This window comes from Mariniflexile fucanivorans (assembly GCF_004341235.1).
Taxonomy (GTDB): Bacteria; Bacteroidota; Bacteroidia; order Flavobacteriales; family Flavobacteriaceae; genus Mariniflexile; species Mariniflexile fucanivorans.
In genome coordinates this window covers 39200-65274 of the sequence record NZ_SLUP01000009.1, presented here as the reverse complement: position 1 = coordinate 65274, position 26075 = coordinate 39200, and the positions used below count along the sequence as shown (strand labels likewise).

General features: G+C 33.4%; 24 protein-coding genes. 9 read left to right on the top strand and 15 right to left on the bottom strand.

Translation table 11 applies throughout. The annotated features are described in order from the left end of the window. Window positions 1-96: 96 nt before the first annotated feature. From queA to rsgA, 7 genes are all read right to left on the bottom strand, one after another. Window positions 97-1146, bottom strand: a complete 1050-nt coding sequence (gene queA / locus EV196_RS16850) for a tRNA preQ1(34) S-adenosylmethionine ribosyltransferase-isomerase QueA (protein ID WP_132218952.1) — start codon at window positions 1144-1146, stop codon at window positions 97-99. Window positions 1147-1258: 112 nt separating this feature from the next. Then, entirely contained in the window at window positions 1259-2491 is a 1233-nt protein-coding gene (locus EV196_RS16845; RefSeq protein WP_132218951.1) for a 3-phosphoshikimate 1-carboxyvinyltransferase, read from the bottom strand. A 118-nt stretch (window positions 2492-2609) separates the two neighbouring features. After that, on the bottom strand, window positions 2610-2936 hold the full coding sequence (locus EV196_RS16840) for a nucleotide pyrophosphohydrolase (RefSeq protein ID WP_132218950.1): 327 nt from the start codon (window positions 2934-2936) through the stop codon (window positions 2610-2612). Beyond that, on the bottom strand, window positions 2936-4948 hold the full coding sequence (locus EV196_RS16835; RefSeq protein WP_132218949.1) for a DUF3857 domain-containing protein: 2013 nt from the start codon (window positions 4946-4948) through the stop codon (window positions 2936-2938). Before EV196_RS16835 ends, EV196_RS16840 begins: the two co-directional genes overlap by 1 nt. Then, a complete protein-coding gene (locus EV196_RS16830; protein ID WP_165876189.1) occupies window positions 4949-6823 on the bottom strand; it encodes a DUF3857 domain-containing protein in 1875 nt (624 codons plus the stop codon). 177 nt (window positions 6824-7000) lie between these two features. Beyond that, entirely contained in the window at window positions 7001-7453 is a 453-nt protein-coding gene (dtd, locus tag EV196_RS16825) for a D-aminoacyl-tRNA deacylase (protein ID WP_132218947.1), read from the bottom strand. Beyond that, on the bottom strand, window positions 7450-8400 hold the full coding sequence (gene rsgA / locus EV196_RS16820; RefSeq protein ID WP_132218946.1) for a ribosome small subunit-dependent GTPase A: 951 nt from the start codon (window positions 8398-8400) through the stop codon (window positions 7450-7452). The genes dtd and rsgA overlap by 4 nt, the downstream gene beginning before the upstream one ends. A 124-nt stretch (window positions 8401-8524) precedes the next feature. On the opposite strand from rsgA, the gene EV196_RS16815 reads away from it, so the two are divergent. Beyond that, window positions 8525-8950 (top strand): hypothetical protein, encoded by a 426-nt coding sequence (locus tag EV196_RS16815; RefSeq protein ID WP_394343249.1) that lies wholly within the window; start codon window positions 8525-8527, stop codon window positions 8948-8950. 156 nt (window positions 8951-9106) lie between these two features. Here EV196_RS16815 and EV196_RS16810 read toward each other — a convergent pair whose 3' ends face one another. The 4 genes from EV196_RS16810 to EV196_RS16795 form a co-directional block, all read right to left on the bottom strand. After that, window positions 9107-10189: a bifunctional 3-deoxy-7-phosphoheptulonate synthase/chorismate mutase type II gene (locus tag EV196_RS16810; protein WP_132218944.1), complete on the bottom strand. Its 1083-nt coding sequence runs from the start codon at window positions 10187-10189 to the stop codon at window positions 9107-9109. 88 nt (window positions 10190-10277) lie between these two features. Continuing rightward, on the bottom strand, window positions 10278-11129 hold the full coding sequence (locus tag EV196_RS16805; RefSeq protein ID WP_132218943.1) for a prephenate dehydrogenase: 852 nt from the start codon (window positions 11127-11129) through the stop codon (window positions 10278-10280). 1 nt (window position 11130) lies between these two features. Then, window positions 11131-12276 (bottom strand): pyridoxal phosphate-dependent aminotransferase, encoded by a 1146-nt coding sequence (locus tag EV196_RS16800; RefSeq protein ID WP_132218942.1) that lies wholly within the window; start codon window positions 12274-12276, stop codon window positions 11131-11133. Then, a complete protein-coding gene (locus EV196_RS16795) occupies window positions 12273-13100 on the bottom strand; it encodes a prephenate dehydratase (RefSeq protein ID WP_132218941.1) in 828 nt (275 codons plus the stop codon). Before EV196_RS16795 ends, EV196_RS16800 begins: the two co-directional genes overlap by 4 nt. A gap of 284 nt (window positions 13101-13384) precedes the next feature. Here EV196_RS16795 and gldA point away from each other — a divergent pair, with 284 nt between their 5' ends. The 5 genes from gldA to EV196_RS16770 all read left to right on the top strand — a co-directional run bounded on the left by gldA (window position 13385) and on the right by EV196_RS16770 (window position 17714). Further along, entirely contained in the window at window positions 13385-14281 is an 897-nt protein-coding gene (gene gldA, locus EV196_RS16790) for a gliding motility-associated ABC transporter ATP-binding subunit GldA (protein WP_132218940.1), read from the top strand. A gap of 76 nt (window positions 14282-14357) precedes the next feature. Beyond that, entirely contained in the window at window positions 14358-14597 is a 240-nt protein-coding gene (locus EV196_RS16785) for a hypothetical protein (protein WP_132218939.1), read from the top strand. Window positions 14598-14840: 243 nt separating this feature from the next. Next, on the top strand, window positions 14841-15797 hold the full coding sequence (gene metF / locus EV196_RS16780) for a methylenetetrahydrofolate reductase [NAD(P)H] (protein WP_132218938.1): 957 nt from the start codon (window positions 14841-14843) through the stop codon (window positions 15795-15797). Further along, the gene (locus EV196_RS16775; protein WP_132218937.1) at window positions 15797-16897 is read left to right on the top strand and encodes an acyloxyacyl hydrolase; all 1101 of its coding nucleotides are present in this window, start codon (window positions 15797-15799) and stop codon (window positions 16895-16897) included. Before metF ends, EV196_RS16775 begins: the two co-directional genes overlap by 1 nt. A gap of 70 nt (window positions 16898-16967) precedes the next feature. Further along, a complete protein-coding gene (locus EV196_RS16770; RefSeq protein WP_132218936.1) occupies window positions 16968-17714 on the top strand; it encodes a head GIN domain-containing protein in 747 nt (248 codons plus the stop codon). Here the strand turns inward: EV196_RS16770 and EV196_RS16765 are convergent. The 4 genes from EV196_RS16765 to EV196_RS16750 all read right to left on the bottom strand — a co-directional run bounded on the left by EV196_RS16765 (window position 17700) and on the right by EV196_RS16750 (window position 23514). Then, window positions 17700-18887 carry an acetate/propionate family kinase gene (locus tag EV196_RS16765; RefSeq protein WP_132218935.1) on the bottom strand — a complete coding sequence of 396 codons (1188 nt, stop codon included), beginning with the start codon at window positions 18885-18887 and terminating at the stop codon, window positions 17700-17702. The genes EV196_RS16770 and EV196_RS16765 overlap by 15 nt on opposite strands. Window positions 18888-18889: 2 nt before the next feature. Then, on the bottom strand, window positions 18890-20980 hold the full coding sequence (gene pta / locus EV196_RS16760) for a phosphate acetyltransferase (RefSeq protein WP_132218934.1): 2091 nt from the start codon (window positions 20978-20980) through the stop codon (window positions 18890-18892). 332 nt (window positions 20981-21312) lie between these two features. Further along, the gene (gene dusB, locus EV196_RS16755; RefSeq protein WP_132218933.1) at window positions 21313-22308 is read right to left on the bottom strand and encodes a tRNA dihydrouridine synthase DusB; all 996 of its coding nucleotides are present in this window, start codon (window positions 22306-22308) and stop codon (window positions 21313-21315) included. A gap of 87 nt (window positions 22309-22395) precedes the next feature. Beyond that, the gene (locus EV196_RS16750) at window positions 22396-23514 is read right to left on the bottom strand and encodes a T9SS type A sorting domain-containing protein (protein ID WP_132218932.1); all 1119 of its coding nucleotides are present in this window, start codon (window positions 23512-23514) and stop codon (window positions 22396-22398) included. A gap of 69 nt (window positions 23515-23583) precedes the next feature. Here EV196_RS16750 and EV196_RS16745 point away from each other — a divergent pair, with 69 nt between their 5' ends. The 3 genes from EV196_RS16745 to EV196_RS16735 all read left to right on the top strand — a co-directional run bounded on the left by EV196_RS16745 (window position 23584) and on the right by EV196_RS16735 (window position 26073). Then, window positions 23584-24333 (top strand): prolipoprotein diacylglyceryl transferase, encoded by a 750-nt coding sequence (locus tag EV196_RS16745; RefSeq protein WP_132218931.1) that lies wholly within the window; start codon window positions 23584-23586, stop codon window positions 24331-24333. A gap of 148 nt (window positions 24334-24481) precedes the next feature. After that, window positions 24482-25876 (top strand): radical SAM protein, encoded by a 1395-nt coding sequence (locus EV196_RS16740; RefSeq protein ID WP_132218930.1) that lies wholly within the window; start codon window positions 24482-24484, stop codon window positions 25874-25876. Continuing rightward, a complete protein-coding gene (locus tag EV196_RS16735) occupies window positions 25873-26073 on the top strand; it encodes a hypothetical protein (protein WP_132218929.1) in 201 nt (66 codons plus the stop codon). Before EV196_RS16740 ends, EV196_RS16735 begins: the two co-directional genes overlap by 4 nt. Window positions 26074-26075 lie beyond the last annotated feature (2 nt).

The window sequence follows — 26075 nt, the reverse complement described above, 5'->3', positions numbered from 1 at the left end:
AGCGGATACTTTGTATTCATGATTTCATCCTTTTAATTAGATTCCTACTTTCTTAAGAATAAAAAAGCCTTGAATTAACAAGGCTCTTTTTAGAATTTATATGATTAACATGGCATCGCCATAACTGTAGAATTTATACTTTTCTTTTACAGCCTCTTCGTATGCTTTTTTGATGAAATCGTGACCTGCAAATGCTGAAACCATCATTAATAATGTTGATTTCGGCGTATGAAAGTTAGTAATCATACAGTTTGCAATACTAAAATCGTAAGGAGGAAAAATGAATTTATTGGTCCATCCTTCAACTTCGTTTAACTCACCGTTTGATGACACCGAACTTTCAATAGCACGCATAGCAGTTGTACCTACAGCACAAATACGTCTTTTGTTTTTCTTAGCAGTATTTACTATTTCTACTGCTGGCGTTTCAATTTTAAGCTCTTCACTATCCATTTTGTGTTTAGAAAGGTCTTCAACCTCAACAGGATTAAAAGTTCCTAAACCAACATGTAACGTTACTTCTGCAAATTTAACACCTTTAATTTCTAAACGTTTTAATAAGTGCCTTGAAAAGTGGAGTCCAGCTGTTGGAGCTGCTACAGCACCTTCATTTTTAGCGTAAATGGTTTGGTAACGATCTTCATCTTCTGGTTGTACTTCTCTTTTTATGTATTTAGGAAGTGGAGTTTCTCCTAATTCGTTTAATTTTCTTCTGAATTCTTTATAAGAACCGTCATATAAAAAACGTAAGGTACGACCTCTTGATGTAGTGTTATCAATAACCTCTGCTACTAGCGTATCATCATCACCAAAATATAGTTTATTTCCAATTCTTATTTTACGAGCAGGATCAACTAAAACATCCCAAAGGCGTTGTTCTTCGTTTAATTCTCTTAATAAAAACACTTCAATTCTTGCACCTGTTTTTTCTTTATTACCATATAAACGGGCAGGAAATACTTTAGTATTATTAAGTATTAATACATCGTCTTCATCAAAATAATCAATAATATCCTTGAACATTTTATGTTCGATGGTTTGCTTTTTTCTGTCTAAAACCATTAAACGAGATTCATCTCTGTTTTCGGCTGGGTATTCTGCAAGTAATTCTTCTGGTAAATTAAAACCAAAGTGTGATAATTTCATGAAAAAAGGAGTTTATATGTTTATTTGTTTAATCGTTTATAAATGAATGAAAATACAAACGCCTGCAAATATACGATTGTGAAATAGGCGTTGTCAAGTAAATAGGTGATTATTATTTGGTTATTTTAAAACCAATAGATTCTAAGTCGTCCCAAAAGGTTGGATAGGATTTTGAAACCACTTCGGAATCTTCAATAACTATAGGGGTTTTAAGTGCTAAAGGCGCAAATGCCATGGCCATTCTATGGTCGTTATAAGTTGAAATGGGCACCAATTCTTTAATACCATTTGATACTGAAAGATGCAACGATTTATCTGTTATTTGAACTTGACCACCTAGTTTTTCAATTTCGGTTTTTAAAGCAACCAATCTATCGGTTTCTTTAATTTTCAGGGTATGTAATCCTGTTAAATTACACGCTAATCCTAAAGCAAAACTCGTAACCGCAATAGTTTGGGCAATATCTGGAGCGTTTGCTAAATCGAATTCGATGATTGATTCAGTAGCAACCATTTCAGATTTAACAAGCGTTATTGAGTTATTTTCAAATGTAGTTTTCACTCCAAAAGACTTATAGATATCTACTAAAACAGAATCGCCTTGCAACGAGTTTTCTTTGTAAGATGATAGTGTGATTTCTGTTCCAACTTCACAAAGTGCTGCTATACTGAAATAATAGGAAGCTGAAGACCAATCGGACTCCACCGTTAAGGTTTTTGGTATTGGGTGTTGGGTGTTAGGTTTTACGGTGATGGTATTGCCTACAAATGAAGATTCTACACCTATTTCATCCAACAAACTCAAGGTCATTTTTATATAGGGTACGGAAGTTATTTCGCCTTCAAGAGTTAATTCAATGCCGTTTTCAAGTTTGGAGGCTATTAAAAGTAATGCTGAAATGTACTGGCTACTCACATTCGCCTGTAATGACACTTTATTTTTTGTTAGCTTTTTTCCTATGATTTTTATTGGTGGATAGCCTTCATTTTCCACATAAATTATCTCTGCACCAAGTTCTTTTAAAGCTTCTACTAAAATTTGAATGGGACGTTCTTTCATACGTTTAGAACCTGTAAGAGTGACTTCCCTTCCTTCTTGGATAGAAAAATAAGCTGTTAGAAATCGCATGGCGGTTCCTGCATGATGAATATCGACTACTTCGGATGTTGATTTTAAAGCATTTGTCATTAAACAACTATCATCTGAATTTGAAACATTTTTTAGATGAATTGTTGGATATAATGCTTGTAAAAGTAACAATCTGTTCGATTCGCTTTTTGAACCTGTAATAGTAACTTTAGATTGACGATTTGCGATTTGCGATTTTTGAAGTGTGATATTCATTTTATAAATTAAAAGCTAAATATAGTTCTCTGTTTCACCTAAACAAGCTTAATGTGACACCCTAGAACTGACCATAAAAAAACGCTTCTTAAAAGAAGCGTTCAAATATACTTATTATTTATTTTAATTTTTCGTTATTGTGATGCCTATCGTGGTCTCGATTGGTTTTTAAATCTAATTTTTTATCAAAAGCAGCTTGCAGGTCTATCCCGGTTTGGTTTGCTAAACACAACACAACAAAAACCACATCGGCAAGCTCTTCCCCCAAATCTTTATTTTTATCACTTTCTTTTTCGCTTTGCTCGCCATAGCGACGCGCAATAATGCGGGCTACCTCGCCTACTTCTTCAGTAAGTTGTGCCATATTGGTAAGTTCGTTAAAATAGCGAACACCGTGGTTTTTAATCCAATTATCTACTTCTTGTTGTGCGTTTTTAATATCCATTATACTTTAGTTAAAACAATTTGTTCTGCCTCTTTTTCTACTAGTTTGCTAAAATACGCTTTTACGGCATCATAATAAATAGATGAAATAATGGATTGGTTTATTTCTACATCTATAACCAATTGAATTTTTGTCTCGGATGCCAATAAATTATATTTAAACGAACCTAGGTTGTCTGGTAACGCCAATACAACAGGAGTTGGAGCAGATTCAACTTTATACCCCTCTGGCAAATTGATATTTATCATGTATTTTGTGCTTGAAGGATACCCAAAATCTACAGGAAACTCTCTTTTTTCTAATTTAAATGGGTTTTCACTTGTTTTTAAAAAGAAAAGTGGTGAAAAATATAATTTATTTCCAATAACATCTGCTTGACTTTCTTTTAAAAATTTATAAGATTCCACAATAGGTTTAGAAATATCTACATCATTTTTAATATCAAAATCTGAAATTTCCATACCGCCATATTTGTTTTCCAATTTCTCTAAAAAATCTTCTTTTTTAGTGTCATTATAACTTTCTCTATATGAAAGGGCATCATGATCATATTTTATTCCTCTATAGCTGCCATCTAAAGTCCCATTTTCAGATATGGTAGCCATCATAGATATAGAGTTTTTAGATATTTCTTTAGGATATAGATCAATTAACTCAGATCCACCATGTTCTGCAATAACCCGACCTTGCCAATTTAATGCTCTAAATGGAAGTGTATTTGGTGCACTGTATTTATTTGTAGCATCCAATAAAATGACACCTTCGGGCAACTTAACGTACGACACCACATAGTTATAACCCTCTCGTGTTGGAAATAACGGAACCCCATTTTGCCTAGTACTTACTAAAACAGGGTAGGCATTTAAACCTGCATAACGAAGCATGGAGGTTAACATCAAATTTATTTCGGCTACATTACCTACTTGATCTTTATAGGCTTTTCTAACGCCATCGTTGGTATAATAGCCATAATACCCATTCCATTTTACTTTAGATTTCACGAAGTCAAATATTAGTGAAACACGTTGAACTGGGTCTGAAACCGAACTTAAAATAGCATCTATATCTTTTTCATAATAACCTGTTTTATTTAATTCACCACCAAAACTTGAGCTTTCATAAATTGTTTTCACTACATCTTCCCAAGTAGTAGAATAGTACTTTTGTGGTGTTTGCGGAAAATTTGTATAAGACAACTCATACTTAATAGCAGACCGATAATTATCTATATTATTTACATAAGGTTCTTCTTTTAAAGCTGGAATGTTCGATAAATTATAACTTGTTATGTTTTTTGTAAAATCCAAATCTGAAGAATTATACGAAGTTTCAATGGGGCTGTAATTTCCATTTTGAGACCTAGTTTTGTTCATAAATGTAATTTTACCATTCTCTTTTGAAACATTTGGACTAACAGGTAAAAATCCTTTGGTATTTAATTTAAAATTGAAATACTCTGGAGACTCAAATTTTGCCTCTATCATTTTTACAGGAATATCATGCTGGAACACAAATTCATCAACATTAGTTATAAAAGGTGATTTAATTCTATATTTATATTCTACCACGCAACCTGGTTTAATATTTGGCATTGTAAATTTTACTTGGTCTGCATATTTATGCAACTCAGATTCAAAAATTCCATCTTTACCAATTTTATCATCTTGTATTTTTCCGTCAACTAAATTATAAGTGTAGGCTTTTAAACTTGAAAACTCTTCTTTATCGCCCCCATTTTTACCAAGTCTTACTTGTGTAGTTGCATAATCAAATCCTTCTTGGTTGTATATTTTTATCCGCTCATGAACTTCGGTTATTAACCTAAACCCATATTCTTGCTGATAATCAAAGAATGTTTTTCTATACTTATATAAATAAGTAGCATTTGCTGAAGAATCTAATGGATTAAATTTTTCTTCCAATTCTTCTTTAGATATTTTTCCAAAATCAAAATCTTGGGCGAACGTGCTTATACAAAAGCAAAGGCTTAATAAAAGTGCTGCAATTCTCATTTATTGTTGGTTTTTAATTAATGCTATTTTTGCGTTGTCTTGTTTGTTTACTTCTTTAAAAAAATCCCTATAAGCTTCGTAATCTTCTTTAGGGTATTCACCATCATTAATTATCCATTCTCTTTTGTAAAGTAAGGTTGAATCGTCTTTTACAATAATTTCAGCTTTATAGCTGCCAAATTTATTTTCGATTGAAACGTTATCGGGTTGAGATTCTATAGTGAAATCAGATGGTAGTTTAATTTCAACTTCATCAACATCTTTAAAGCCTCTTTTTATTTTTAGCGGCAGTTTTCTATCTCTATAACGGTCTGGAATATTGGTGTTTCTGTTTAATGCATTTAGGGTAAGCAACATTCTATTACCTACTATTTTAGAGTAATTGGGTGCTAAAAAATCAATATCTTCTACAAATTCATTATTCAATTTGTCATTGTTAATTTTCATAGTATTTATACTCACACCATTTACATAGTTCCAGCGCTTTTTGTAATGGGTATCTAAATCTCTTTCCGTTTCGGTTTCCAACCAATATTTATTATCGTATTGTATCCCTTTAGAATTAACGGTTACTTTAGCCTCAATTAACCCGTCGTTAGATATGGCATAGGTTCCATTAATAAATTGTGAACTTTCTTCTGTTGCATATTTTTTTGTATGCTGAATTTTACCACCTTCGGGCGTTATTACCAACACATCTCGATCATCGGTAAAATCGCCTATAAAACCAAAAGGAAGTTTTTGGCTGGTACATTCTAACCAGATATCTTCTTGATTTTCAACAGGGATGTTAAGAATAACATGGTTAGTTTGTCCTCCAAAAGAAACAAAATTTTTATCAACACTAATCTGTTCATTCGGTGAAGCATATAGTCTTGTATAGTTAGATTTAACTCCTACAACTTCCAATAACGCCTTTGTGTAATTTGTTAAACCCTTGCAATCTCCATATTTAACCAAATCAACTTCAGATGCTGAAATTGGCTGCATTCCTCCAATTCCAACCTGAACACTTATATATCTCGTATTATCTTGAATATATTTATACACTATTTTTGCTTTCTCAATAGGATCATTAATACCTTCTACCAACTTCAAAATATTATTTTTAGTTCCTTCCGATACATGAGACCTTCCAACTAATAAATTATCATAAAACCATTTACCCATGCTTTCCCAATCATCAACATTTGCATATACCCCTTCGTAATAAAAGTTATTTGTAGCAACTAAAATTCTTGGAATAATATCAATAAATGCTGGACTATAAGCTTCTGGTTTGAAAGCCTCAACATTTTTTATGGTATATCTTATTTTATTTTGTGACTTTTCTTTAGTTAAATCGAGTCCCTCTAAATTTTTCTCCTTAGTTCTAACAGTTATATCACTTGGAAAAATTATGGTATACGAACTGTTTTCAACACTTAAAAAATAATCGTTTACAGGTGTAAAGGACTCTATAAATGCTGTGTTTTTGGTGTTGATTTCACAAATAAATTCTACGGTGTATGGGTATGAAATGGGGGTGTATTCTAAATACTTCACTCTAGAATCGCTATATAGTGTACCACCATCTACAGCGCTAACATCTATAAAATCATTCTTTTTAATTTTTTTAATAAGGGCTCCTAATTGATTGAATACTTGTACCTCTAAAGTTTTAATCTTTACATTGTTATCATAATGCACATAAGCATCTAAGCTACTATTGCCTTCTTTATTCAAAACAGTTATAATGCTTTTTTCATAAACGGTCATATCATCAACAGCATTAATGGTGATATTCAATTGTTTTGAACGAATTACCGCATTGGCATTTTCATTTAAATTGGCTGGAATTGAAAAACTTGTATAAAATTTTTCTTGGGAAGACATTTGCATTGTTATAAAAAAAACAACACAGACTATAATAAATTTTAGCTTTAAAAACATATGTAGGCTAATTAAAAAACCTAAATATATAATTTTAACACAATAAATTACATGAGAAAAATCATATTTAGACGTAATATCTGTCTTTTAGTTTAAAAAATAAAATCTTACAAAAAAGATCTATTCTTTATTTTTTGAATCGATAATGATTGTTACAGGTCCGTCATTTATCAATTCCACCTGCATATCGGCACCAAATTGCCCTGTTTGTACAGGCTTGTCTAAATTTTGTTCCAACTGTTTTACAAAAGCTTCGTAAAGTGGTATGGCAACATCTGGTTTTGCTGCTTTTAAATAGCTAGGACGATTCCCTTTTTTTGTTGCAGCATGTAGTGTAAACTGGCTTACAGCTATTACATCGCCCTGAACGTCTAAAAGTGATTTATTCATAATGCCTTCAGCATCACCAAAAATGCGAAGATTTGCTATTTTATTTGAAAGCCAATTAATATCTTCTTGGGTATCATCATCTACAATACCTAAAAGTACAAGGATTCCATTTGAAATTTCGGCGACTTTCACCTGTTCAATTGTAACGCTTGCTTTTGAAACACGTTGAATAACTACTTTCATTCCTTTTCCCAGGTATCCGTTCTGTAATGTTCGTCTTCACCTTCTACAATTTGTACATAGCTGCGGTAACGTGAAAAGGCAATTTCATCATGATCTAACGCTTGTTTTACAGCGCAATTAGGCTCTTTAATGTGCAAGCAATTATTAAACTTGCAATCTTGTTTTAATTTGAATATTTCTGGAAAATAATCGCCTACTTCTTCCTTGTCCATATCAACCACACCGAAACCTTTAATACCAGGAGTATCAATAATTTTTCCACCAAAACTCAGATCGAACATTTCTGCAAAAGTTGTGGTATGTTGTCCTTGGCTATGAAGTGTTGAAATTTCTTTGGTTTTAATGTTCAATTCGGGTTCAATTGTATTTACTAAGGTTGATTTTCCAACACCTGAATGCCCTGAAAACATACTCACTTTATCATGCATCAAAGCTTTAACCTTATCTACATTTTTACCTGTTACTGCCGAAACACCAATACATTCATATCCTATTTTTCTATAAATATGGGCTAAATACTTGACTTCATTTAGTGTTTCTTCATCATACGTATCAATTTTATTGAAAAGTAAAATGGTTTTTATGGAATAGGCATTTGAAGTAACTAAAAACCGATCTATAAAACTGGTTAAAGTTGGGGGATTATTAATAGTTATCATTAAAAAAACCTGATCGATATTTGAAGCTATAACGTGGGTTTGCTTGGATAGATTTACAGATTTTCTAACAATATAATTAGTTCTATCGTGTATGTGGTGAATAACGCCCGATTCTTGGTTGTTATCTGTTTCCAACTCAAAATCTACAACATCTCCAACAGAAATGGGGTTTGTGCTTTTAATACCTTGTATTCGAAATTTACCTTTTATACGGCATTCGTACGTTTCACCCAGTTCGGTTTTAACGGTGTACCAGCTTCCTGTAGATTTATAAACGAGTCCTGTCATTCATTTCATTTAAACATTACAAATTAACAACTTTTCAATTTAATAGAATGTAAGAAAAAAACTTATATTAGCAACTTAATTTTAAAAAACCAACAACATGAAAAAATTATTTATTTTATTAGCAATGTCTCTTTTCGCTTTTATAGAAAGTAACGCCCAAGTAGAGTACAAAGTAATTACAAGCGTAGAGTCTATTGTACCAAATGGCTTAGGTCGTTCCAGAATTATTAGTGCCAACGAAGAAAAAAATTACAAAGATTACACCAGTACACAAACCGAAGACGATAACGAACGTAACAAATCTGATAGAGGTGATATACGTGTTAAAGATTTTGACGAAACCAAATTGCTAAACTTTTACAACATTGCAGGTATTCGGTTTCAAAATATTGCTGCCAATGATGCCGTAATAACTTCAAAAATAAATACCATGATTGAGGAAGGTTGGGAATTGGCTTTTGTAACCAGTGCTGTTGAAAGTGACGCTGGAAAGGGTGACAGCCAAGGTATTTTTATAACACGCTATATTTTTAAAAGAAATAAAAAATAATACAAACAAAGAAGCTGTCTGAAAAGTGTATTACATTTACTTTGTCAGGTTGAGCTTGTCAAAATCGATATTGACTATCAATAATTTGAAATATTTCGACAAGCTCAATATGACAGAGAATTACACTTATGAGACAGCTTCTTTTTTAAAACAATATTAACCGTTTAGAATTTTTTCTTGGTGATTAATTGACTCTTGGTGAATCGCTTTAAACATTCTTAAAACAAATTCTTCACTCAAGCCTTGCGCTTCACCTTCTATAACCATTTTACCTAAAATCTCGTTCCAGCGTTTGCTTTGTAAAACCGCCACGTTTTTAGATTTTTTAAGAGCTCCAATACCATCGGAAGCTTTCATACGCTTGCCTAATAATTCAATAATTTGATTATCAACCACATCAATTTGAGCTCTTAAATTATCAAGTTGTTTATTGTAATCTTCTTCTGTATTACCTTCTTTTCTTATTTTCAAATCTTTCATAATCTGAATTAAGCTTTCTGGCGTTACTTGTTGCGACGCATCACTCCAAGCGTTATCTGGATCGTAATGTGTTTCAATCATTAAACCATCAAAATTCAAATCTAAAGCCGTTTGCGATACATCAAAAATCATATCACGTTTACCTGTAATATGCGACGGATCGTTAATTAAAGGAATGTCTGGATACTTATTTTGAAATTCAATAGCCATTTGCCATTCTGGGTTGTTTCTGTATTTCGTTTTTTCGTATGTAGAAAACCCACGGTGAATAGCACCAATATTTTTAACACCCGATTTGTAAATACGCTCAATACCACCTAACCATAAGGCTAAATCTGGATTTACAGGGTTTTTAATTAATACAGGTTTATCAGTTCCCTCTAAAGCATCTGCAATTTCTTGCATAATAAAAGGGCTTACAGTAGAACGCGCACCTATCCATAATAAATCGACATCATGCTCCAAAGCTAATTTTACATGTGCAGCATTTGCAACTTCGGTACAAATTTTCATACCAGTTTCTGCTTTCACCTTTTGCAACCATTTTAAACCTAAAGCACCTACACCTTCAAACATCCCTGGACGGGTTCTTGGTTTCCAAATACCTGCTCTAAAATAACTTACATCCGTATTTTTTAGCTCATGCGCTATTTTCAATACTTGTTCTTCTGTTTCAGCACTACAAGGTCCTGCAATTACCAGCGGATGTTTTAGATTTAAATCATCCAACCACGTTCTCATTTCTTTTTTGTTTTCCATAATCTATTGTAAAAATTCAAAAATTAAATTCCAAATCCCAAAACTTACATTGGGCAACCATTGGAATTTGGTGTTTATTAATTGGTATTTATATTATTCCGTTTAAAATATCTTTTATATAATTTGTTTCTTTCATTTCATTAAAGACAGCCTCAAAATCGTCTGCTTTCATTAACTCTTTAAACTGAGTCAGGTTATTAATGTATTCTTCCAACGTTTCAATAACGTTTTCTTTATTTTGTTTAAAAATTGGCGTCCACATTTCTGGCGAACTTTTTGCCAAACGTACGGTTGATGCAAATCCACTGCCTGCCATATCAAAAATATCACGTTCGTTTTTTTCTTTATCCATCACCGTTTTGCCCAACATAAACGAACTAATGTGCGATAAATGTGAAACGTAAGCTATATGTTTATCATGCGCTTCCGGATTCATATAACGCATACGCATACCAATAGATTTAAACAACTCCAATGCTTTTTCTTGTAGCTTAAAAGTTGTTTTTTCCACTTCACAAATAATGTTCGTTTTACCAACAAACAAATCAGCAATCGCAGCACTTGGTCCCGAATGTTCAGTCCCCGCAATGGGGTGCATGGCTAAAAAATTTCTTCGTTTCGGGTGGTTTTCAACCACTTTACAAATCGCTTCTTTTGTTGAGCCTGCATCAACAACCAAACCTGTATCTGGTATTTTGTCTAAAATAGTTGGTAATAATTTCACCGTAGCATCCACAGGAATGGAAATAATTACTAAATCGGCATTTACAATATCATCTAAAGTGGCCTTTTTATCAATTAAATTAAGCGCTAAAGCTTCATCAAGTGTGGCCTCTTTTCTACTAATACCATGGATTACCGATTCTGGATATTTCTTTTTAATATCAATAGCAAGACTTCCGCCAATTAACCCAACTCCTATAATGTATATATTCTTCATTTTATTTCACTCTTGCAATGGCTTCTTCTAATACTTCGGTGGAAGCACATAACGAAAACCTGATGTAACCTTCACCCTTACTACCAAAAATTGTTCCTGGCGTAATAAATAAATGATTGTTTTTTAATGCCAAATCTATAAACTCTTCCGATTTTACGAACGGCGGTAATTTTGCCCAAACAAATAAACCTGTTGCGTTTTTATCATAAGTACAGTTTAAAGCTTCGGCTAATTGCCATACTAAATCCCGACGTTGTTTATAAACACTATTCAGTGCGCTAAACCACATATTTGAACATTTTAAAGCTTCAATAGCACCTTTTTGAATGCCGTAAAACATTCCAGAATCCATGTTGCTTTTTACTTTTAAAACATTGTTAATATGCTCGCTATCTCCAACTACCATGCCAACGCGCCAACCTGCCATATTGAAAGTTTTGCTTAAGGAATTTAACTCTAAACAAACATCTTTTGCGCCTTTTACACTCAAAATACTTTGTTGATTTTCGTTCAATACGAAACTATAAGGATTATCGTTTACTATTAAAATGCTATGTTTTTTACCAAAAGCAACTAATTCTTCAAATAAAAATTTACTTGGTTGTGCACCTGTTGGCATGTGCGGATAATTTACCCACATAATTTTTACCTTAGCTAAATCTAATTTTTCTAAGGCTTTAAAATCTGGTTGCCAATTATTAGCCTCATCCAATTCGTAAAAAACTGGTTTTGCACCCACTAATTTGGTAACCGACTCATAGGTTGGATACCCAGGATTTGGTATTAATACTTCATCGCCTTCATTTAGGTATGCCATTGAAATGTGCATAATCCCTTCTTTACTTCCCATTAATGGTAAAATCTCAGTTGTGGGACTTAAACTTACCGAAAAATGTTCTTTATAAAATCCTGCAATAGCTTCTCTTAATTCTGGAAGCCCTTGGTAACTTTGATATTTATGGGCATTAGGGTTTGAAAACCCTTCATTTAAAGCATCAATTACTTTTTGTGGTGGCTGCATATCTGGGCTACCAATACCTAAATTAATAATAGGCTTGCCATTTGCTAAAAGCAGATTTACTTCTCGTAATTTTTTTGAGAAGTAGTATTCCTCAACGGTGTTTAGTCTGTTTGCTGCTTTAATCATTTTTTTGCGTTTTTATATTCGCCTAATACTTTAAATCCTTGTGCCATAATATCTATAATAGACTTTGCTTTTTTGAATTCTTCATAAGTTTCAAAAGTAACATCCACAAAAAAGGCATATTTCCAAGGTGTTTCAACAATGGGCAACGACTGTATTTTTGTTAAATTCAATTTGCAATCGCTCATCACATTTAAAATAGCCGCTAAACTGCCACGTTTATGGTCTGCTTCAAATCGAACCGATGCCTTATTTATTTGGTTTTCTGGAACTTCAGAATTAACCCGTTTTACAATAACAAAACGCGTTTCGTTATGCTTTATGGTTTGAATGCTATGTGCAATAATATCCAGTTCAAAAATTTCGGCAGCCATCACACTGGCAATAGCTCCAATACCTTTAAGTTGCTTTTCTTGAATACGTTGTGCAACTTCTGCGGTATCTTTATCTTCAATCAGTTTTATATGCGGATGCAGTTTAAAAAACTCCATACATTGCAACAACGCCATAGGGTGCGAATACACTTCCTTAATTTCTTTGATGTTTTGATTAGGTAACACCATTAAGTTGTGCTGAATATCCAAATAATGCTCGCCAACAATATGCAATCCAAACTTGTTTATCAATGCATAATTAGGAATGATGGACCCCGCTATAGAGTTCTCTAAAGCCATTATAGCAGCATCACATGCTTTAGTTATTAAAGAATCGACTACTTGATCGAATGTAGAACATTCTATAGCATCAACAGGCTTATCAAAATATTGTTGCGACACAATATGATGAAATGACCCTCTTACTCCTTGGATTGCTACCGTTTTAATCATATACAAAAAAAAGTCCCGATTTTCATCGAGACTTAGTATTAAAATTTATGTTTATAAATTACACATACAACGTCTCGTTTTTTCTGCTAAAGAAAAAATAAAATCCGCTAAAATATGTATAACCTACTGTTGTCTTCATAATTATGCCGCTAAAGTAACTAATATTTTAAGAAATAAAAGCAGTCTAAAACCTTTTTTTCATATTTACTAAAAGTTTTAAATATTTTACAGCAAAACTCGCATTACATTAGATAATCATTATTTTTGAACAAATAATTTTAAATATGTCGATACAAGTAGAAGGTGTTTCAAAACTTTATGGAAACCAAAAAGCATTAAATAACATTTCTTTTAAAGTTGAAAGACCAGAAATTGTTGGTTTTTTAGGTCCGAATGGCGCAGGAAAATCGACCATGATGAAAATTTTAACCACCTATTTAGATGCCAATGAAGGTATAGCTACTGTAAATGGCTTTGATGTAAGTACTAATAAACAGCAAGTTCAACAAAGTGTGGGTTATTTGCCAGAACATAACCCCTTGTATTTAGACATGTATATTAAGGAGTATTTAGGGTTTAACGCCAGCATTTACAAGGTTAATAAACAACGTATAGACGAAGTTGTTGAACTTACAGGCTTAACAACCGAAGCTCATAAAAAAATTGGGCAACTCTCAAAAGGATATCGCCAGCGTGTTGGTTTAGCCAATGCCCTTTTACACAATCCCGATGTTTTAATTTTAGACGAACCTACCACAGGTTTAGACCCAAACCAGTTGGTTGAAATAAGAAACCTTATAAAAACGATTGGTAAAACTAAAACGGTATTTCTTTCAACACATATTATGCAGGAGGTTGAAGCGATGTGCGACCGCGTTATTATAATTAACAAAGGTGAAATTGTTGCCGATAAAAAACTGAACGATTTACGTGAAAGCAAAGAACAAACGGTTATTGTTGAGTTTGATTATCGTGTTGAAGATGCTTTTTTATTAAAATTACCAAAAGTAAAAACGGTTGTTAATACTTATGGTTTTGTTTATGAGATTACCTTTTCAACTTCGGAAGATATGCGCTCGCATGTCTTTGATTTTGCACACGATAATCAATTAAAAATTTTACAACTTAACCAAAAAAACGCAAGTTTAGAATCCCTTTTTAGGGAATTGACTTCAAGGTAATTTGAGGTTTCAATTCCCAAATTTAATCCGCTTCATGTATTAAAGAATAATTTATTTGCTAATCTAAAGGAAAATAATGAAACCAGAATTTATAGAATTAACATTAGGTAGCTATATTATATCGCATGGTTATAATAGCAAAAACAAGGAAATGATGGAGCCTATTCCTTCGGAAAATTTTTCAAAAAAACTAATTCCTGTTTCAAGAATTAAATCGATTAGCGAGAAATATATTTTAACCGATTATGTGGATGGACGATGGATTTATTGGGAATATGAAGAAGACTATAATGCTGTTAAAAAGTTATTGCTTTAATTTGCACTTGCGTTAGCGATTACTCATGCATTTTATTTTGATAAATTTGAAATCGTGAATGCTTCGCATTTGCAGTGAAAACGCCTAAGCGTTTGAGCAAGGACTTGCAACGAAACATTTATGTTCATGAATTCATTGATTTAAAATGAAAGCGCATGAATAAAAGCGCGACCCTTGTGGTAACGCGTAAAAAAGATTTTAGATTTAATAAATAAAAAAGTCCCCTTTGGGGATTTAGGGGAAATGAAAGTAACAGATCACATAAAAAAAGCCAACGGCAAAACATTGTTTTCTTTTGAAGTGGTACCGCCACAAAAAGGTAAAAATATTCAAGATTTATACAATAACATCGATCCATTGATGGAATTTAATCCGCCATTTATTGATGTAACAACTTCTAGAGAAGAATATATTTATGTTGATAAAGGCAATGGACTTTTTGATAAACGCATTACCCGTTTACGTCCAGGGACTGTTGGTATTTGCGCATCTATTATGCATAAATATAATGTAGATGCCATTCCGCATTTGTTGTGTGGAGGCTTTACAAAGGAAGAAACCGAGTATGTTTTGGTAGATTGTCATTATTTAGGAATTGATAATGTGGTGGCCTTGCGTGGCGATTCTAGAAAAGACGAGCCCTATTTTACACCAACCGAGGGCGGAAATGCCTACGCCAGTGAGTTAGTGCAACAAATAACGAACTTAAATAACGGGAAATATTTGCACGACGATATAGAGGTAGAGCATAATTATGATTTTTGTATTGGGGTTGCTGGATACCCAGAAAAACACATGGAAGCACCGTCGTTTAATACCGATTTAAAACGCCTAAAAGCAAAAGTAGATGCGGGTGCCGATTATGTAGTAACGCAAATGTTTTTTGATAACAAAAAGTATTTTGACTTTGTAGAAAAAGCCAGAGCAATTGGTATAACCGTACCTATTATTCCAGGTATTAAACCGCTTGCCGTAAAGCGTCATTTACAAATATTACCGCAAGTTTTTAAAATAGATTTGCCCGAAGAACTTATTGAAGCTGTTGAGGCTTGTAAAGACAATAAAGCAATTAGACAGGTAGGAATTGAGTTTGCTATTCAACAATCGAAAGAATTAAAAGCGGCAGGTGTACCGTTTTTGCATTACTACTCCATGGGTAAAAGCGACAATATACAAGCGATTGCTAAAGAGTTATTTTAATGAAACTATTTCTAACCTACTTCTTTTTACTTATTACTTTTTTTGTTTTTTCACAAAATAAGGAGCATACGTCTTATTTCGATGTGAACTACTTTAAAGGCAATATTGCAGTACATAACAACGATATCCTCCATTTAATTCAAGGGCATCCTGAAGGTATTATTTTAAGTTGGAATAAGAAAACCTACGGATTCAACGAATGGGAACAGCGTTATAATTATCCCGATTATGGCGTATCATTCGCATATCAAAACCTTAAAAATGATGTTTTAGGAAACAATGCATCGTTGTACGCCCATTATAATTTCTATTTTTTTAATCGGAATTTAATGTTCCGAATCGGACAAGGTATTGGGTATGCACCAAATCCGTACGATAAAGAAACTAATTATAGAAACATTGCGTTTGGTTCGCATATTTTAAGCAGTACCATGATGATGCTTAATTATAAAAAGGAACGCATTATCGATAAATTCGGGTTACAAGCAGGATTTTCGTTAATTCATTATTCAAATGCTAATGTAAAAGCACCCAACGCAAGTGTAAATACCCTTGCTTTTAATTTGGGAGTTACCTATAATTTAGATGAAGAAGAGCCAGAATATATTACAACCATAGCAGATGGTGGAAAAGAAAAATTTACACAACCCATAAAATACAATCTTGCTTTTAGAGGTGGTTTTAATGAAAGTGATGTGGTAGGAAGTGGCACCTATCCATTTTATATTGTTTCAGCTTATGCTGATAAGAGAATTAATGTAAAAAGCGCGCTTCAATTTGGGACAGATGTGTTTTTTTCAAACTTTTTAAAAGAACTTATTTATTATAAAAGTGTCGCTTTTCCGGAAGAAAATGTTTCTGGAGATGAAGATTATAAACGCGTAGGTGTTTTTGTGGGACACGAATTGTTTATTAATAGAACGTCTTTAGAAACACAATTGGGGTATTATGTGTATTATCCCTTTGATTTTGAAGGTAAAATGTATACAAGAATTGGTTTGAAGCGTTATGTTAACGAGAAATGGTTTGGAGCGATTTCTTTAAAAACACATGCAGCCAAAGCAGAAGCTGTTGAAATAGGAATTGGTGTTCGGCTGTAATCATCAGCAAAAACCCCATCGATTGAACTAAAATATAACTGTAGATTCCTTTTCCATAGGAAAGACAAAAATGAAAAAACTAACATACATACTAACTCTAATAATTCTATTTTCCTGCAACAGCGAAAATGCAGGCGATTGCTTTCAAACCACTGGAACAATCATTCAGCAAGAAATAAGTGTTTCTGCATTTGATAAAATATTGGTGAACAGAGATGTGGAATTAATTATAAAAGAAGGCTTAGAACAAAAAGTTATAATTGAAACAGGAAAGAATTTAATAAATGATGTTGAAGCTGTTGTTTTAGATGGAAGACTGATACTTACCGATAATAATTCGTGTAATTATGTGCGCGATTATGGCGTTACAAAAATTTACGTAACGTCTCAAAATATAACTGAAATAAGAAGCTCTACACAATACGATGTAAGCTCTGATGGGGTTTTAACCTATCCAGCTTTAACTATTCTAGCAGAAGATTATAATGCGCCTGATTCGTTTACTAGTGGGAATTTCAGATTGCAAATTGATAATGATAATTTTAATTTAGTGTTCAACAATCTATCTAATTGTTACATTTCAGGAAACACAAATAACCTCAATATTACATTTGCAGCAGGCACATCGCGTTTTGAAGGAGCTAATTTAATAGCTCAAAACGTCGTGTTATGGAACAGAAGTTCTAATGATATGATTGTAAACCCGCAACAATCTATAATTGGAACGATATCTGGCACAGGAAATATTATTTCTGTAACGACTCCTCCAATTATAGATGTTCAGGAATTGTATAAAGGGCGCTTAATTTTTAATTAAGTTCACCGCTTGTTTGGCAATTTCCAATTCTTCATTGGTTGGAATTACCAAGATTTTTGTTCTGGAATCGTCTGTACTTATTGCACGTATCGTTCTTAAATCAGAATTATTTTTTTCAACGTCTATGTTTATTCCTAAAAATTCCAAACCTTCAGATATAAGGTTACGCATATATTTTGAATTTTCGCCTATACCAGCTGTGAATACAATAGCATCCAATCCGTTTAAAGCAGCGGCATAACCACCAATATATTTTTTTATACGGTACGCATTCATTTCCAAAGCCAAAATACATTCTTTATTGCCTTTAGCGGCCATCGCTTCAATATCCCGTAAATCGCTATAGCCCGTTAAACCTAGCATACCACTCTTTTTGTTAAGAAGCGTATTTATTTCTTTTAAGCTGTATCCTAATTTATCTTTTAAATAAAAAATAATAGCTGGGTCAACGTCTCCAGAACGTGTTCCCATAATTAACCCACTAACAGGAGAAAATCCTAAAGAATGATCTATACTTTTTCCGTTTTTAACAGCTGTTATGCTACAACCATTTCCTAAATGAACAGTTATGGTTTTCGATTCTTTTTTACCTAGAAATTCAATGGCTTTTTCTGAAACATATTTATGGCTTGTACCGTGGAAACCATATAAACGAATATGATGTTCGGTTAAAAATTCGTTAGGTATCGCATATTTATAAGCGATCTCTGGAATAGATTGATGAAAAGCAGTATCGAAAACAGCTACTTGTTTAGCGTTTGGAAAAATATCTTCAGCAACTGTAATACCTTCTAAATTCGCAGGGTTGTGAAGCGGAGCTAACGATGATAACTCTTTTATTTTTTCTTTAACTTCATCTGTAATTTCTGTTGTATTGCTAAAATAAATACCACCATGTACCACTCTGTGACCAACAATAGCAATGTCTTCTGGCGATTTTATCACACCAATTTTCTCATCTAAAAGATGTTGGGCTACCAGTTTTAATCCAGCTTTATGATTTAAAATTTTTGATTCCAATTCAATAGAATCTTTATTGGTTTTATATTTAAAAATAGCATCGCTGAAACCAATACGTTCTATAATTCCAGAACATAGAATGGTTTCTTCGGGCATTGAAAATAATTGAAACTTTAGGGAAGAACTCCCTGAATTTAATATTAATACTTGCATAATTAGTTTTCTTGTGCTTGAATGGCGGTTATGATAACGGTGCTGTAAATATCGTCTGCAGTACACCCTCTGCTTAAGTCGTTAACGGGTTTGTTTAATCCTTGTAAAACAGGGCCGATGGCTAAGGCGCCAGTTTCTCTTTGTACCGCTTTATAGGTATTGTTTCCTGTGTTTAAATCTGGGAAAATAAGTACACTAGCATTACCAGCAACTTCAGAATCTGGTAATTTGCTTTTTCCAATTCTCATATCAACCGCTGCATCGTATTGAATAGGACCTTCGATTTTTAAGGTTGGTGATTCTGCTTTTACAATTTCGGTGGCTTCTCTTACTTTTTCAACATCTGCACCTTTTCCTGATGCACCAGAAGAATAAGATAACATGGCTACTTTAGGTTCAATACCAAATTCTTTAGCTGTTTGGGCCGATGAGACAGCAATTTCAGCTAATTCCTTTGCATTTGGGTTAGGGTTAATGGCACAATCTCCAAATACAGAAACTCTATCTTCTAAACACATAAAGAATATAGATGATACGATGTTTACTCCAGGTTTGGTTTTTATAAATTGTAATGCTGGAAGTAAGGTATGTTGTGTCGTGTTTACTGCGCCAGAAACCATACCATCGGCATGTCCTTTGTAAATCATCATGGTGCCATAATACGATACATCTGCCATGGCATCTCTTGCCATTTCTATAGTAACATTTTTATGTTTTCTTAGTTCATACAACGTATTAACATAATCTTCAAAATGAGGAGACGTCTTTGGATGAATAACATTTATAGCATTGATATCTAGAGCAATATCATATCTTGCAATACGTTCTTTAATTTTATCTACTTCACCAATTAATGTTAATTCAACAACTTGAGCATTAATTAATCTGGCTGCTGCATGTAAAACACGCTCGTCATAACCTTCAGGTAACACAATGTGTTTTTTGTTTTTTAAAGCACGTTGCAATAAGTTATATTGAAACATTCTCGGTGTGAATATATCAGATTCAAAGGTTATTAATTTATCGGCTAGTTTATCTGTATCTACATGTTTTTCAAAAGTAGCGATGGACGTTTCTATTTTTTCCTCGTTTTCTGCATATATTTTAGATCTAATATTGCCAATTTTATTGGTTACAGAATACGTGCCTTCAGCAACACTAATAATTGGAACAACGCTAGAAAGACCTTCAATAAGTTTTAAAATAGGTTCTTCTGGAATGAGACCTCCTGTTAAAACAACACCAGAAATTTTAGGGTAATTCTTTGATATATTGGCTTGTAAAGCTCCTAAAATAATATCGGCTCTATCACCTGGTGTAATAACCAAGGCATTCTCTTTTAAATAGGTTAAATAGTTTCTTAATTGCATGGCTCCCACACTAAAACTATCTATAAGATTGTTTAGTAAATCTTTACCAAAAAGCACATTACCATCAAGCGATTTTACGACTTCTTTCACTGTAGGACTTGATAGTGAATGAATTTTTGGAATAACGGTAATGTTTGTATTGACATCAATGCGTTTCAGCAACAAATCTTTTAAAGCAGAAATTTCGTTTAAGTCTACTTTATTCGTCATTATTGAAAGTACATCTACCGAACTTCTAAAAGTGTCGTAAGCTAATTGAACATTATCAACAATTTCTTTATTCTCTTTTCGGTCACCTTGCATCACGATAATAACAGGCAAACTTAAATTTTTTGAGATTAAAATATTTAAATCGAGCTCAATACTGGAATTTTCATGCGAAAAATCGGTGCCTTCAACTAAAACAAAATCAAAGCGTTCTTCAAGGTATTTGTATTTCTTTATAATAACATCCAGTACCTCGCCAGATTTACCTTTATTGTATAAATCCAGAACTTCATTTCTGGTATATGCGTGGGTTTTTTTGTAATTGATATCAATTTCAAAATGCGAAAGGACCGTACTAATGTGGTTGTCCATTTCGTTGGCTTCTAAATCTTCAATAATAGGTCTGAAATACCCAACTTTGGCTGTTTTCCCTAATAGCATACGCATTAAACCTAAAACAACGACAGATTTTCCGCTGTTTGGTTCCATGGTTGCTACATAAATTCCTTTACTCATAGTGTGTTTTTGTAGTGCCACAAAGATAATCGATAACTTGATTGTACGACTATTTTGTGGTATAAATTGTTGATAAACTGTTTTGTGATGCTACAAAATTAACATCTACATATTTTAGTAAAGATGATTTTAGTCATACTTTTCATAAAAAACGATTAATTTGGACATTGCACTAAAAAGTCGGGGTTTTCTGCCGTACTTTTTAAGTTATGGCGAATAAAATTTCTAATTTTCTGTGACAATCTCTTCAATTGAAAAAATATATTGCTTCAAAAGTGAAACTTACACAATTTCAATTTTTTGATAATCCTAAAGGGTTTAATACAAAAAGACTATTCGGTAAATTGATAATCAGAGAACTGTTCCAAAACCTCATCAAACGCTGCAAATACATCTTGAGAATGGTCGCTGGTTACCATTTTCATTCGTAATTCTTTAAAATGCGGAATATTTTTGAAGTAATTGGTGTAATGGCGGCGGGTTTCGAAAACACCCAATGTTTCGCCTTTCCAATCGATGGCCATTTGTAAGTGGCGACGTGCAGCTTCCACACGCTCTTCAATAGAAATAGGTGCTAAATGCTCGCCTGTTGTAAAAAAGTGTTTTACTTGTTTAAAAAACCAGGGGTTACCAATGCTGGCGCGCCCTATCATACAACCGTCTAAACCGTAACTGTCACGCATTTCCATGGCTTTTTCTGGAGTATCTACATCGCCATTCCCAAATACGGGAATGTGCATGCGAGGGTTGTTTTTAACTTCAGCAATGGGTTTCCAATCGGCAGTACCTTTATACATTTGCGCTCGGGTTCTACCATGTATGGCGATGGCTTTACAGCCTACATCTTGCAGTCGTTCGGCAACCTCGACAATTCGAATGGAGTCGTGGTCCCAACCTAAACGGGTTTTTACGGTTATGGGTATGTTGGTGCGTTTTACCATTTCTGCTGTAAGCTGTTCCATTAAACATACATCTTTTAAAATGCCTGCTCCGGCACCTTTACTCACCACTTTTTTAACGGGGCAACCAAAATTGATATCGATAATGTCTGGTTTTGATTCTGCAACAATATCAATAGTTTGCAACATACTTTCCAAATTAGCTCCAAATATTTGAATGCCAACGGGTCGTTCTTTTTCATAAATATCCAACTTCATGATGCTTTTGGCGGCATCACGAATTAAGCCTTCGCTCGATATAAATTCGGTGTAAACAACATCGGCGCCTTGTTCTTTGCAAAGTGCACGAAATGGAGGGTCGCTTACATCTTCCATAGGAGCAAGAAGTAACGGGAAATCAGGAAGTTCTATGTTGTGTATTTTAACCACGTTTTTATTTTGGACTGCAAAATTAGTGTTTTTTGATTAAACTTAATAATACAGATTACTATCGAAACAGAACTAAGCGTTTGTGTGTTAATTCTTAACAACCTTTTTTATGATTAAATTATCTTCGTCAGTCGTTATTCTAACAAAATAGACGCCTTTACTAAAATTACCCATATCTATAACGTTCTGGGTGCCCTTGTAAAGTTGGGACAGTTTCGTGTCATAAATTTGAACTGTTTGAACTCCTGCGCTTTTAATAGTTAGATCATTTATTACCGGATTTGGATATAAGATGTGCTTTTCATTTGCATCCATACCATTGGATGTTAGCTTAATATCATTTGTTGAAAAAGACATTAATTTAGCATAATCTGAAACAATATTCTGAGAAAATGATTCGGAAGTAATAAAATATTTGTTTTCGTTTATAAAAGTAATGGCTTCAGCTTGTTCAAAACCCAATGAAGACAGCTGGGTTTTTGTATTTGTTCCAGAAAACACATTGCTTCCATTAAAATTAGTGCATACCCAAATAAATGGCAGTAAAATATTGCTGAATCCTATTAAATAAAGTTTCCCTGTAAATGGGTTGTAAGTGCCTCCTGTAATTAAACCGCCACTATTTAAGCTAGCGTCTAAAGCTGTTAACGGATAACTACCAGGTGTTTTAGGAATTAGATATGCCTTGGTAATATTATTTACCCAATTTTTACTAAACACCATTAAATGAGTATCATCAAATGAAACGAGGGCTTCGGCATCCCATTCGGTATTGTTTAAATTGGATGTAAAATCGGTTTGGTTTAAATAGTTAAAGTTAATAGTTTCTGCATCTACACTTGTTTGACTTGTGTAATCGGTTTTATTAATCTTATAAATTTTCAAATTGGTTCTATCACCGCTATTATTTCCAATATCTCCTATATATATACTCGTTTCATCTTGTGTAATGTCTTCCCAATCTGTATTTGTAGCGTTTAGAATGGTTACGGTTCTTGTAATTTGTCCAGAAATAGTATCTAGTTCGTACAGTTTATTTTCGCCACCAGAATCGTTATGAGTGATGAGTTTGTTGTTGAAAAAAATAGCTCCAGAAGATTCGCTTAACGTGCTTGGTAATGCAAATTTTTCAGTTATGTTACTTATTTGAGCTTTAGCGCTAAAAGTTGCTAAAACAAAAACAACAAGAGTTAATATGTTTTTCATAGGCCAAAAATTTTATAATTAACAAAGTTAGGGTAAAAATTTCGGCTATATTTATAAAAAATTCAATCGTTGCACATTCCTTTCGAACCTCAATTATTTGATTATCAAATTAATATTCATTTAATACTAGAGTATTTAGCCTTCTTTTTGGCTTTTAGATATTATGTTTACTTAAGAAAAAGAAGTGTGGATTCTATTAATTCCATGAATAGGCTTTCCATTATTCTTGGTGCTGCTCTTGGTGCTTTAATTGGCTCTCGGTTGGTTGGTTTTTTAGAAAACCCTATGATTGAATTTTCAAAAGAAAACATAGTCCAACTATTAAATACCAAAACCATTATGGGCGGTTTGTTTGGCGGGTTATTGGGTGTGGAACTTGCTAAAAAAATGATTGGAGAAACTAAATCGTCTGGCGATTTGTTTGTATTTCCTATTATTTTGGGCATCTTTATTGGTAGAATTGGCTGTTTTTTATCGGGTATTAACGAGTTTACTTATGGGAACAAAACCTCCTTTTTTACTGGTATGGATTTAGGCGATGGTGTTTTACGCCACCCAACATCCCTTTACGAATTGGTGTTTTTGGTTTTGCTATTCTTCGGTTTAAAATATTTGAAAAATAATTTCAGCTTAAAAAATGGTGAACTTTTTAAATATTTTATGCTGTTGTATTTCGCATTCCGTTTTTTTATTGAATTTTTAAAACCCAATATTTTTTATGTATTTGGTTTAAGTAGTATTCAAATATTATGTATACTTTGTTGGTTGTATTATAGAAACACAGTTGTTGAACTAATACGTTGCTGGAAGGTGCGTTAGGGGTTACTCCTGCATGTTATTTTAAATTAAGGAAATCGTGAATGCTTCGCATTTGAAGTGGAAAACCCACAGCGAGGTAGGAGCGAGGACTTGTAACGTAAAGCCCGACCTTTAGGTAACGCCAAAATAATTTATAAAAAAACAAAAAATGCCCGTTAGAAATTATACCTATTACGATTTTACTTTAAGCTTGTGCCCCGAGTGTTTGCGTCGGGTTGATGCTAAAATTGTGTTTGAAAATGGTAACGTTTACATGTTAAAACGCTGTAACGAACATGGCAATAGTAAGTTGTTGATTGCTGATGATATTGAGTACTACAAAAATATACGCAACTATAATAAACCCAGCGAAATGCCATACACGTTTAACACCAAAACGCATTATGGTTGCCCTTACGATTGTGGTTTGTGTCCGGACCACGAGCAGCACAGTTGCCTTACGGTTGTAGAGGTTACCGATAGGTGCAATTTAACGTGCCCAACTTGTTATGCGGGGTCGTCGCCCACGTATGGCAGGCATCGTACTTTAGATGAAATTAAAAAAATGCTCGACACCATTGTTAAGAATGAAAAAGAGCCCGATGTTGTGCAAATTAGTGGTGGCGAACCAACCATACATCCGCAGTTTTTTGAGATTTTAGATTATGCCAAAACACTGCCCATTCGGCATTTAATGTTGAACACCAACGGTATTAAAATTGCAAAGGATATCGCTTTCGCGGAAAAATTAAAAACCTATGCACCCGATTTTGAAATTTATTTACAATTTGATTCGTTTGAAGATAGCGTGTTGCAAGAGCTTCGTGGTGCCGATTTAAGTGATGTTAGAATGAAAGCGCTTGAACATTTGAATGCCGTAAACCTATCGACAACTTTGGTAATAACATTACAAAAAGGATTGAACGATAACGAAATTGGAAAAATAATTGACTTTGCTTTACAACAACAATGTGTGCGTGGTGTTACATTTCAACCCACTCAAATTGCTGGCAGGTTAGAACATTTTAATCCTGAAACGGATAGAATGACGCTTACCGAGGTGCGCCGAAAAATATTGGAACAATCTCCTATTTTTAACCCCGATGATTTGTTGCCTGTACCCTGCAACCCCGATGCTTTGGTGATGGGTTATGCTTTAAAATTGGGTGGCGAGGTGTTTCCGCTTACGCGCTACATTAATCCAAATGATTTGCTGGATAACAGTAAAAACACGATTATTTATGAGCAAGACGACCAACTAAAAGGAAAAATGATTGAACTTTTTAGCACCGGAAATTCCGTGGAAGTTGCCGAAGAAAATCTAAAAAGCATTATGTGTTGTTTGCCAAATATTGATGCACCTAACTTAGGTTATGATAATTTATTTCGTATTATTATCATGCAATTTATTGATGCTTACAATTTTGATGTGCGTGCCATAAAAAAATCTTGTGTGCATATTGTTGATAAAGATTACAAAATAATTCCTTTTGAAACCATGAACCTATTTTATAGAGATGATAAAAAAGAACAGTTAAAGAAACTTAAAAACGAAATACGATGACATTTTTTTTAGAGCCAAATTTAGATGGTTTAATCTACTTAATAGTTGCCATTATGATTGGTCCCGCTATTTTTCTAGCTTTTATTGGTGCTATTCTGTTTAAAAAAAACAAAAAAGCGTCTAAAATACTATTTATCCTTGCTGTGGTTTATTTAATTATTAGTTTAGGTATTTGTGGTAGTATGATGTTAAGCTAACA

Coding starts and splice junctions, on each gene's coding strand:
- EV196_RS16800 (WP_132218942.1), bottom strand. CDS start 12,276: ATGATTAAAGCAGCAAACAGACTAAACACCGTTGAGGAATACTACTTC.
- EV196_RS16775 (WP_132218937.1), top strand. CDS start 15,797: ATGAAACTATTTCTAACCTACTTCTTTTTACTTATTACTTTTTTTGTT.
- EV196_RS16750 (WP_132218932.1), bottom strand. CDS start 23,514: ATGAAAAACATATTAACTCTTGTTGTTTTTGTTTTAGCAACTTTTAGC.
- EV196_RS16845 (WP_132218951.1), bottom strand. CDS start 2,491: ATGAATATCACACTTCAAAAATCGCAAATCGCAAATCGTCAATCTAAA.
- metF (WP_132218938.1), top strand. CDS start 14,841: ATGAAAGTAACAGATCACATAAAAAAAGCCAACGGCAAAACATTGTTT.
- EV196_RS16770 (WP_132218936.1), top strand. CDS start 16,968: ATGAAAAAACTAACATACATACTAACTCTAATAATTCTATTTTCCTGC.
- EV196_RS16740 (WP_132218930.1), top strand. CDS start 24,482: ATGCCCGTTAGAAATTATACCTATTACGATTTTACTTTAAGCTTGTGC.
- EV196_RS16735 (WP_132218929.1), top strand. CDS start 25,873: ATGACATTTTTTTTAGAGCCAAATTTAGATGGTTTAATCTACTTAATA.
- EV196_RS16840 (WP_132218950.1), bottom strand. CDS start 2,936: ATGGATATTAAAAACGCACAACAAGAAGTAGATAATTGGATTAAAAAC.
- rsgA (WP_132218946.1), bottom strand. CDS start 8,400: ATGACAGGACTCGTTTATAAATCTACAGGAAGCTGGTACACCGTTAAA.
- EV196_RS16830 (WP_165876189.1), bottom strand. CDS start 6,823: ATGTCTTCCCAAGAAAAATTTTATACAAGTTTTTCAATTCCAGCCAAT.
- EV196_RS16765 (WP_132218935.1), bottom strand. CDS start 18,887: ATGCAAGTATTAATATTAAATTCAGGGAGTTCTTCCCTAAAGTTTCAA.
- dtd (WP_132218947.1), bottom strand. CDS start 7,453: ATGAAAGTAGTTATTCAACGTGTTTCAAAAGCAAGCGTTACAATTGAA.
- queA (WP_132218952.1), bottom strand. CDS start 1,146: ATGAAATTATCACACTTTGGTTTTAATTTACCAGAAGAATTACTTGCA.
- EV196_RS16835 (WP_132218949.1), bottom strand. CDS start 4,948: ATGAGAATTGCAGCACTTTTATTAAGCCTTTGCTTTTGTATAAGCACG.
- gldA (WP_132218940.1), top strand. CDS start 13,385: ATGTCGATACAAGTAGAAGGTGTTTCAAAACTTTATGGAAACCAAAAA.
- EV196_RS16815 (WP_394343249.1), top strand. CDS start 8,525: ATGTCTCTTTTCGCTTTTATAGAAAGTAACGCCCAAGTAGAGTACAAA.
- pta (WP_132218934.1), bottom strand. CDS start 20,980: ATGAGTAAAGGAATTTATGTAGCAACCATGGAACCAAACAGCGGAAAA.
- EV196_RS16805 (WP_132218943.1), bottom strand. CDS start 11,129: ATGAAGAATATATACATTATAGGAGTTGGGTTAATTGGCGGAAGTCTT.
- EV196_RS16810 (WP_132218944.1), bottom strand. CDS start 10,189: ATGGAAAACAAAAAAGAAATGAGAACGTGGTTGGATGATTTAAATCTA.
- EV196_RS16785 (WP_132218939.1), top strand. CDS start 14,358: ATGAAACCAGAATTTATAGAATTAACATTAGGTAGCTATATTATATCG.
- EV196_RS16795 (WP_132218941.1), bottom strand. CDS start 13,100: ATGATTAAAACGGTAGCAATCCAAGGAGTAAGAGGGTCATTTCATCAT.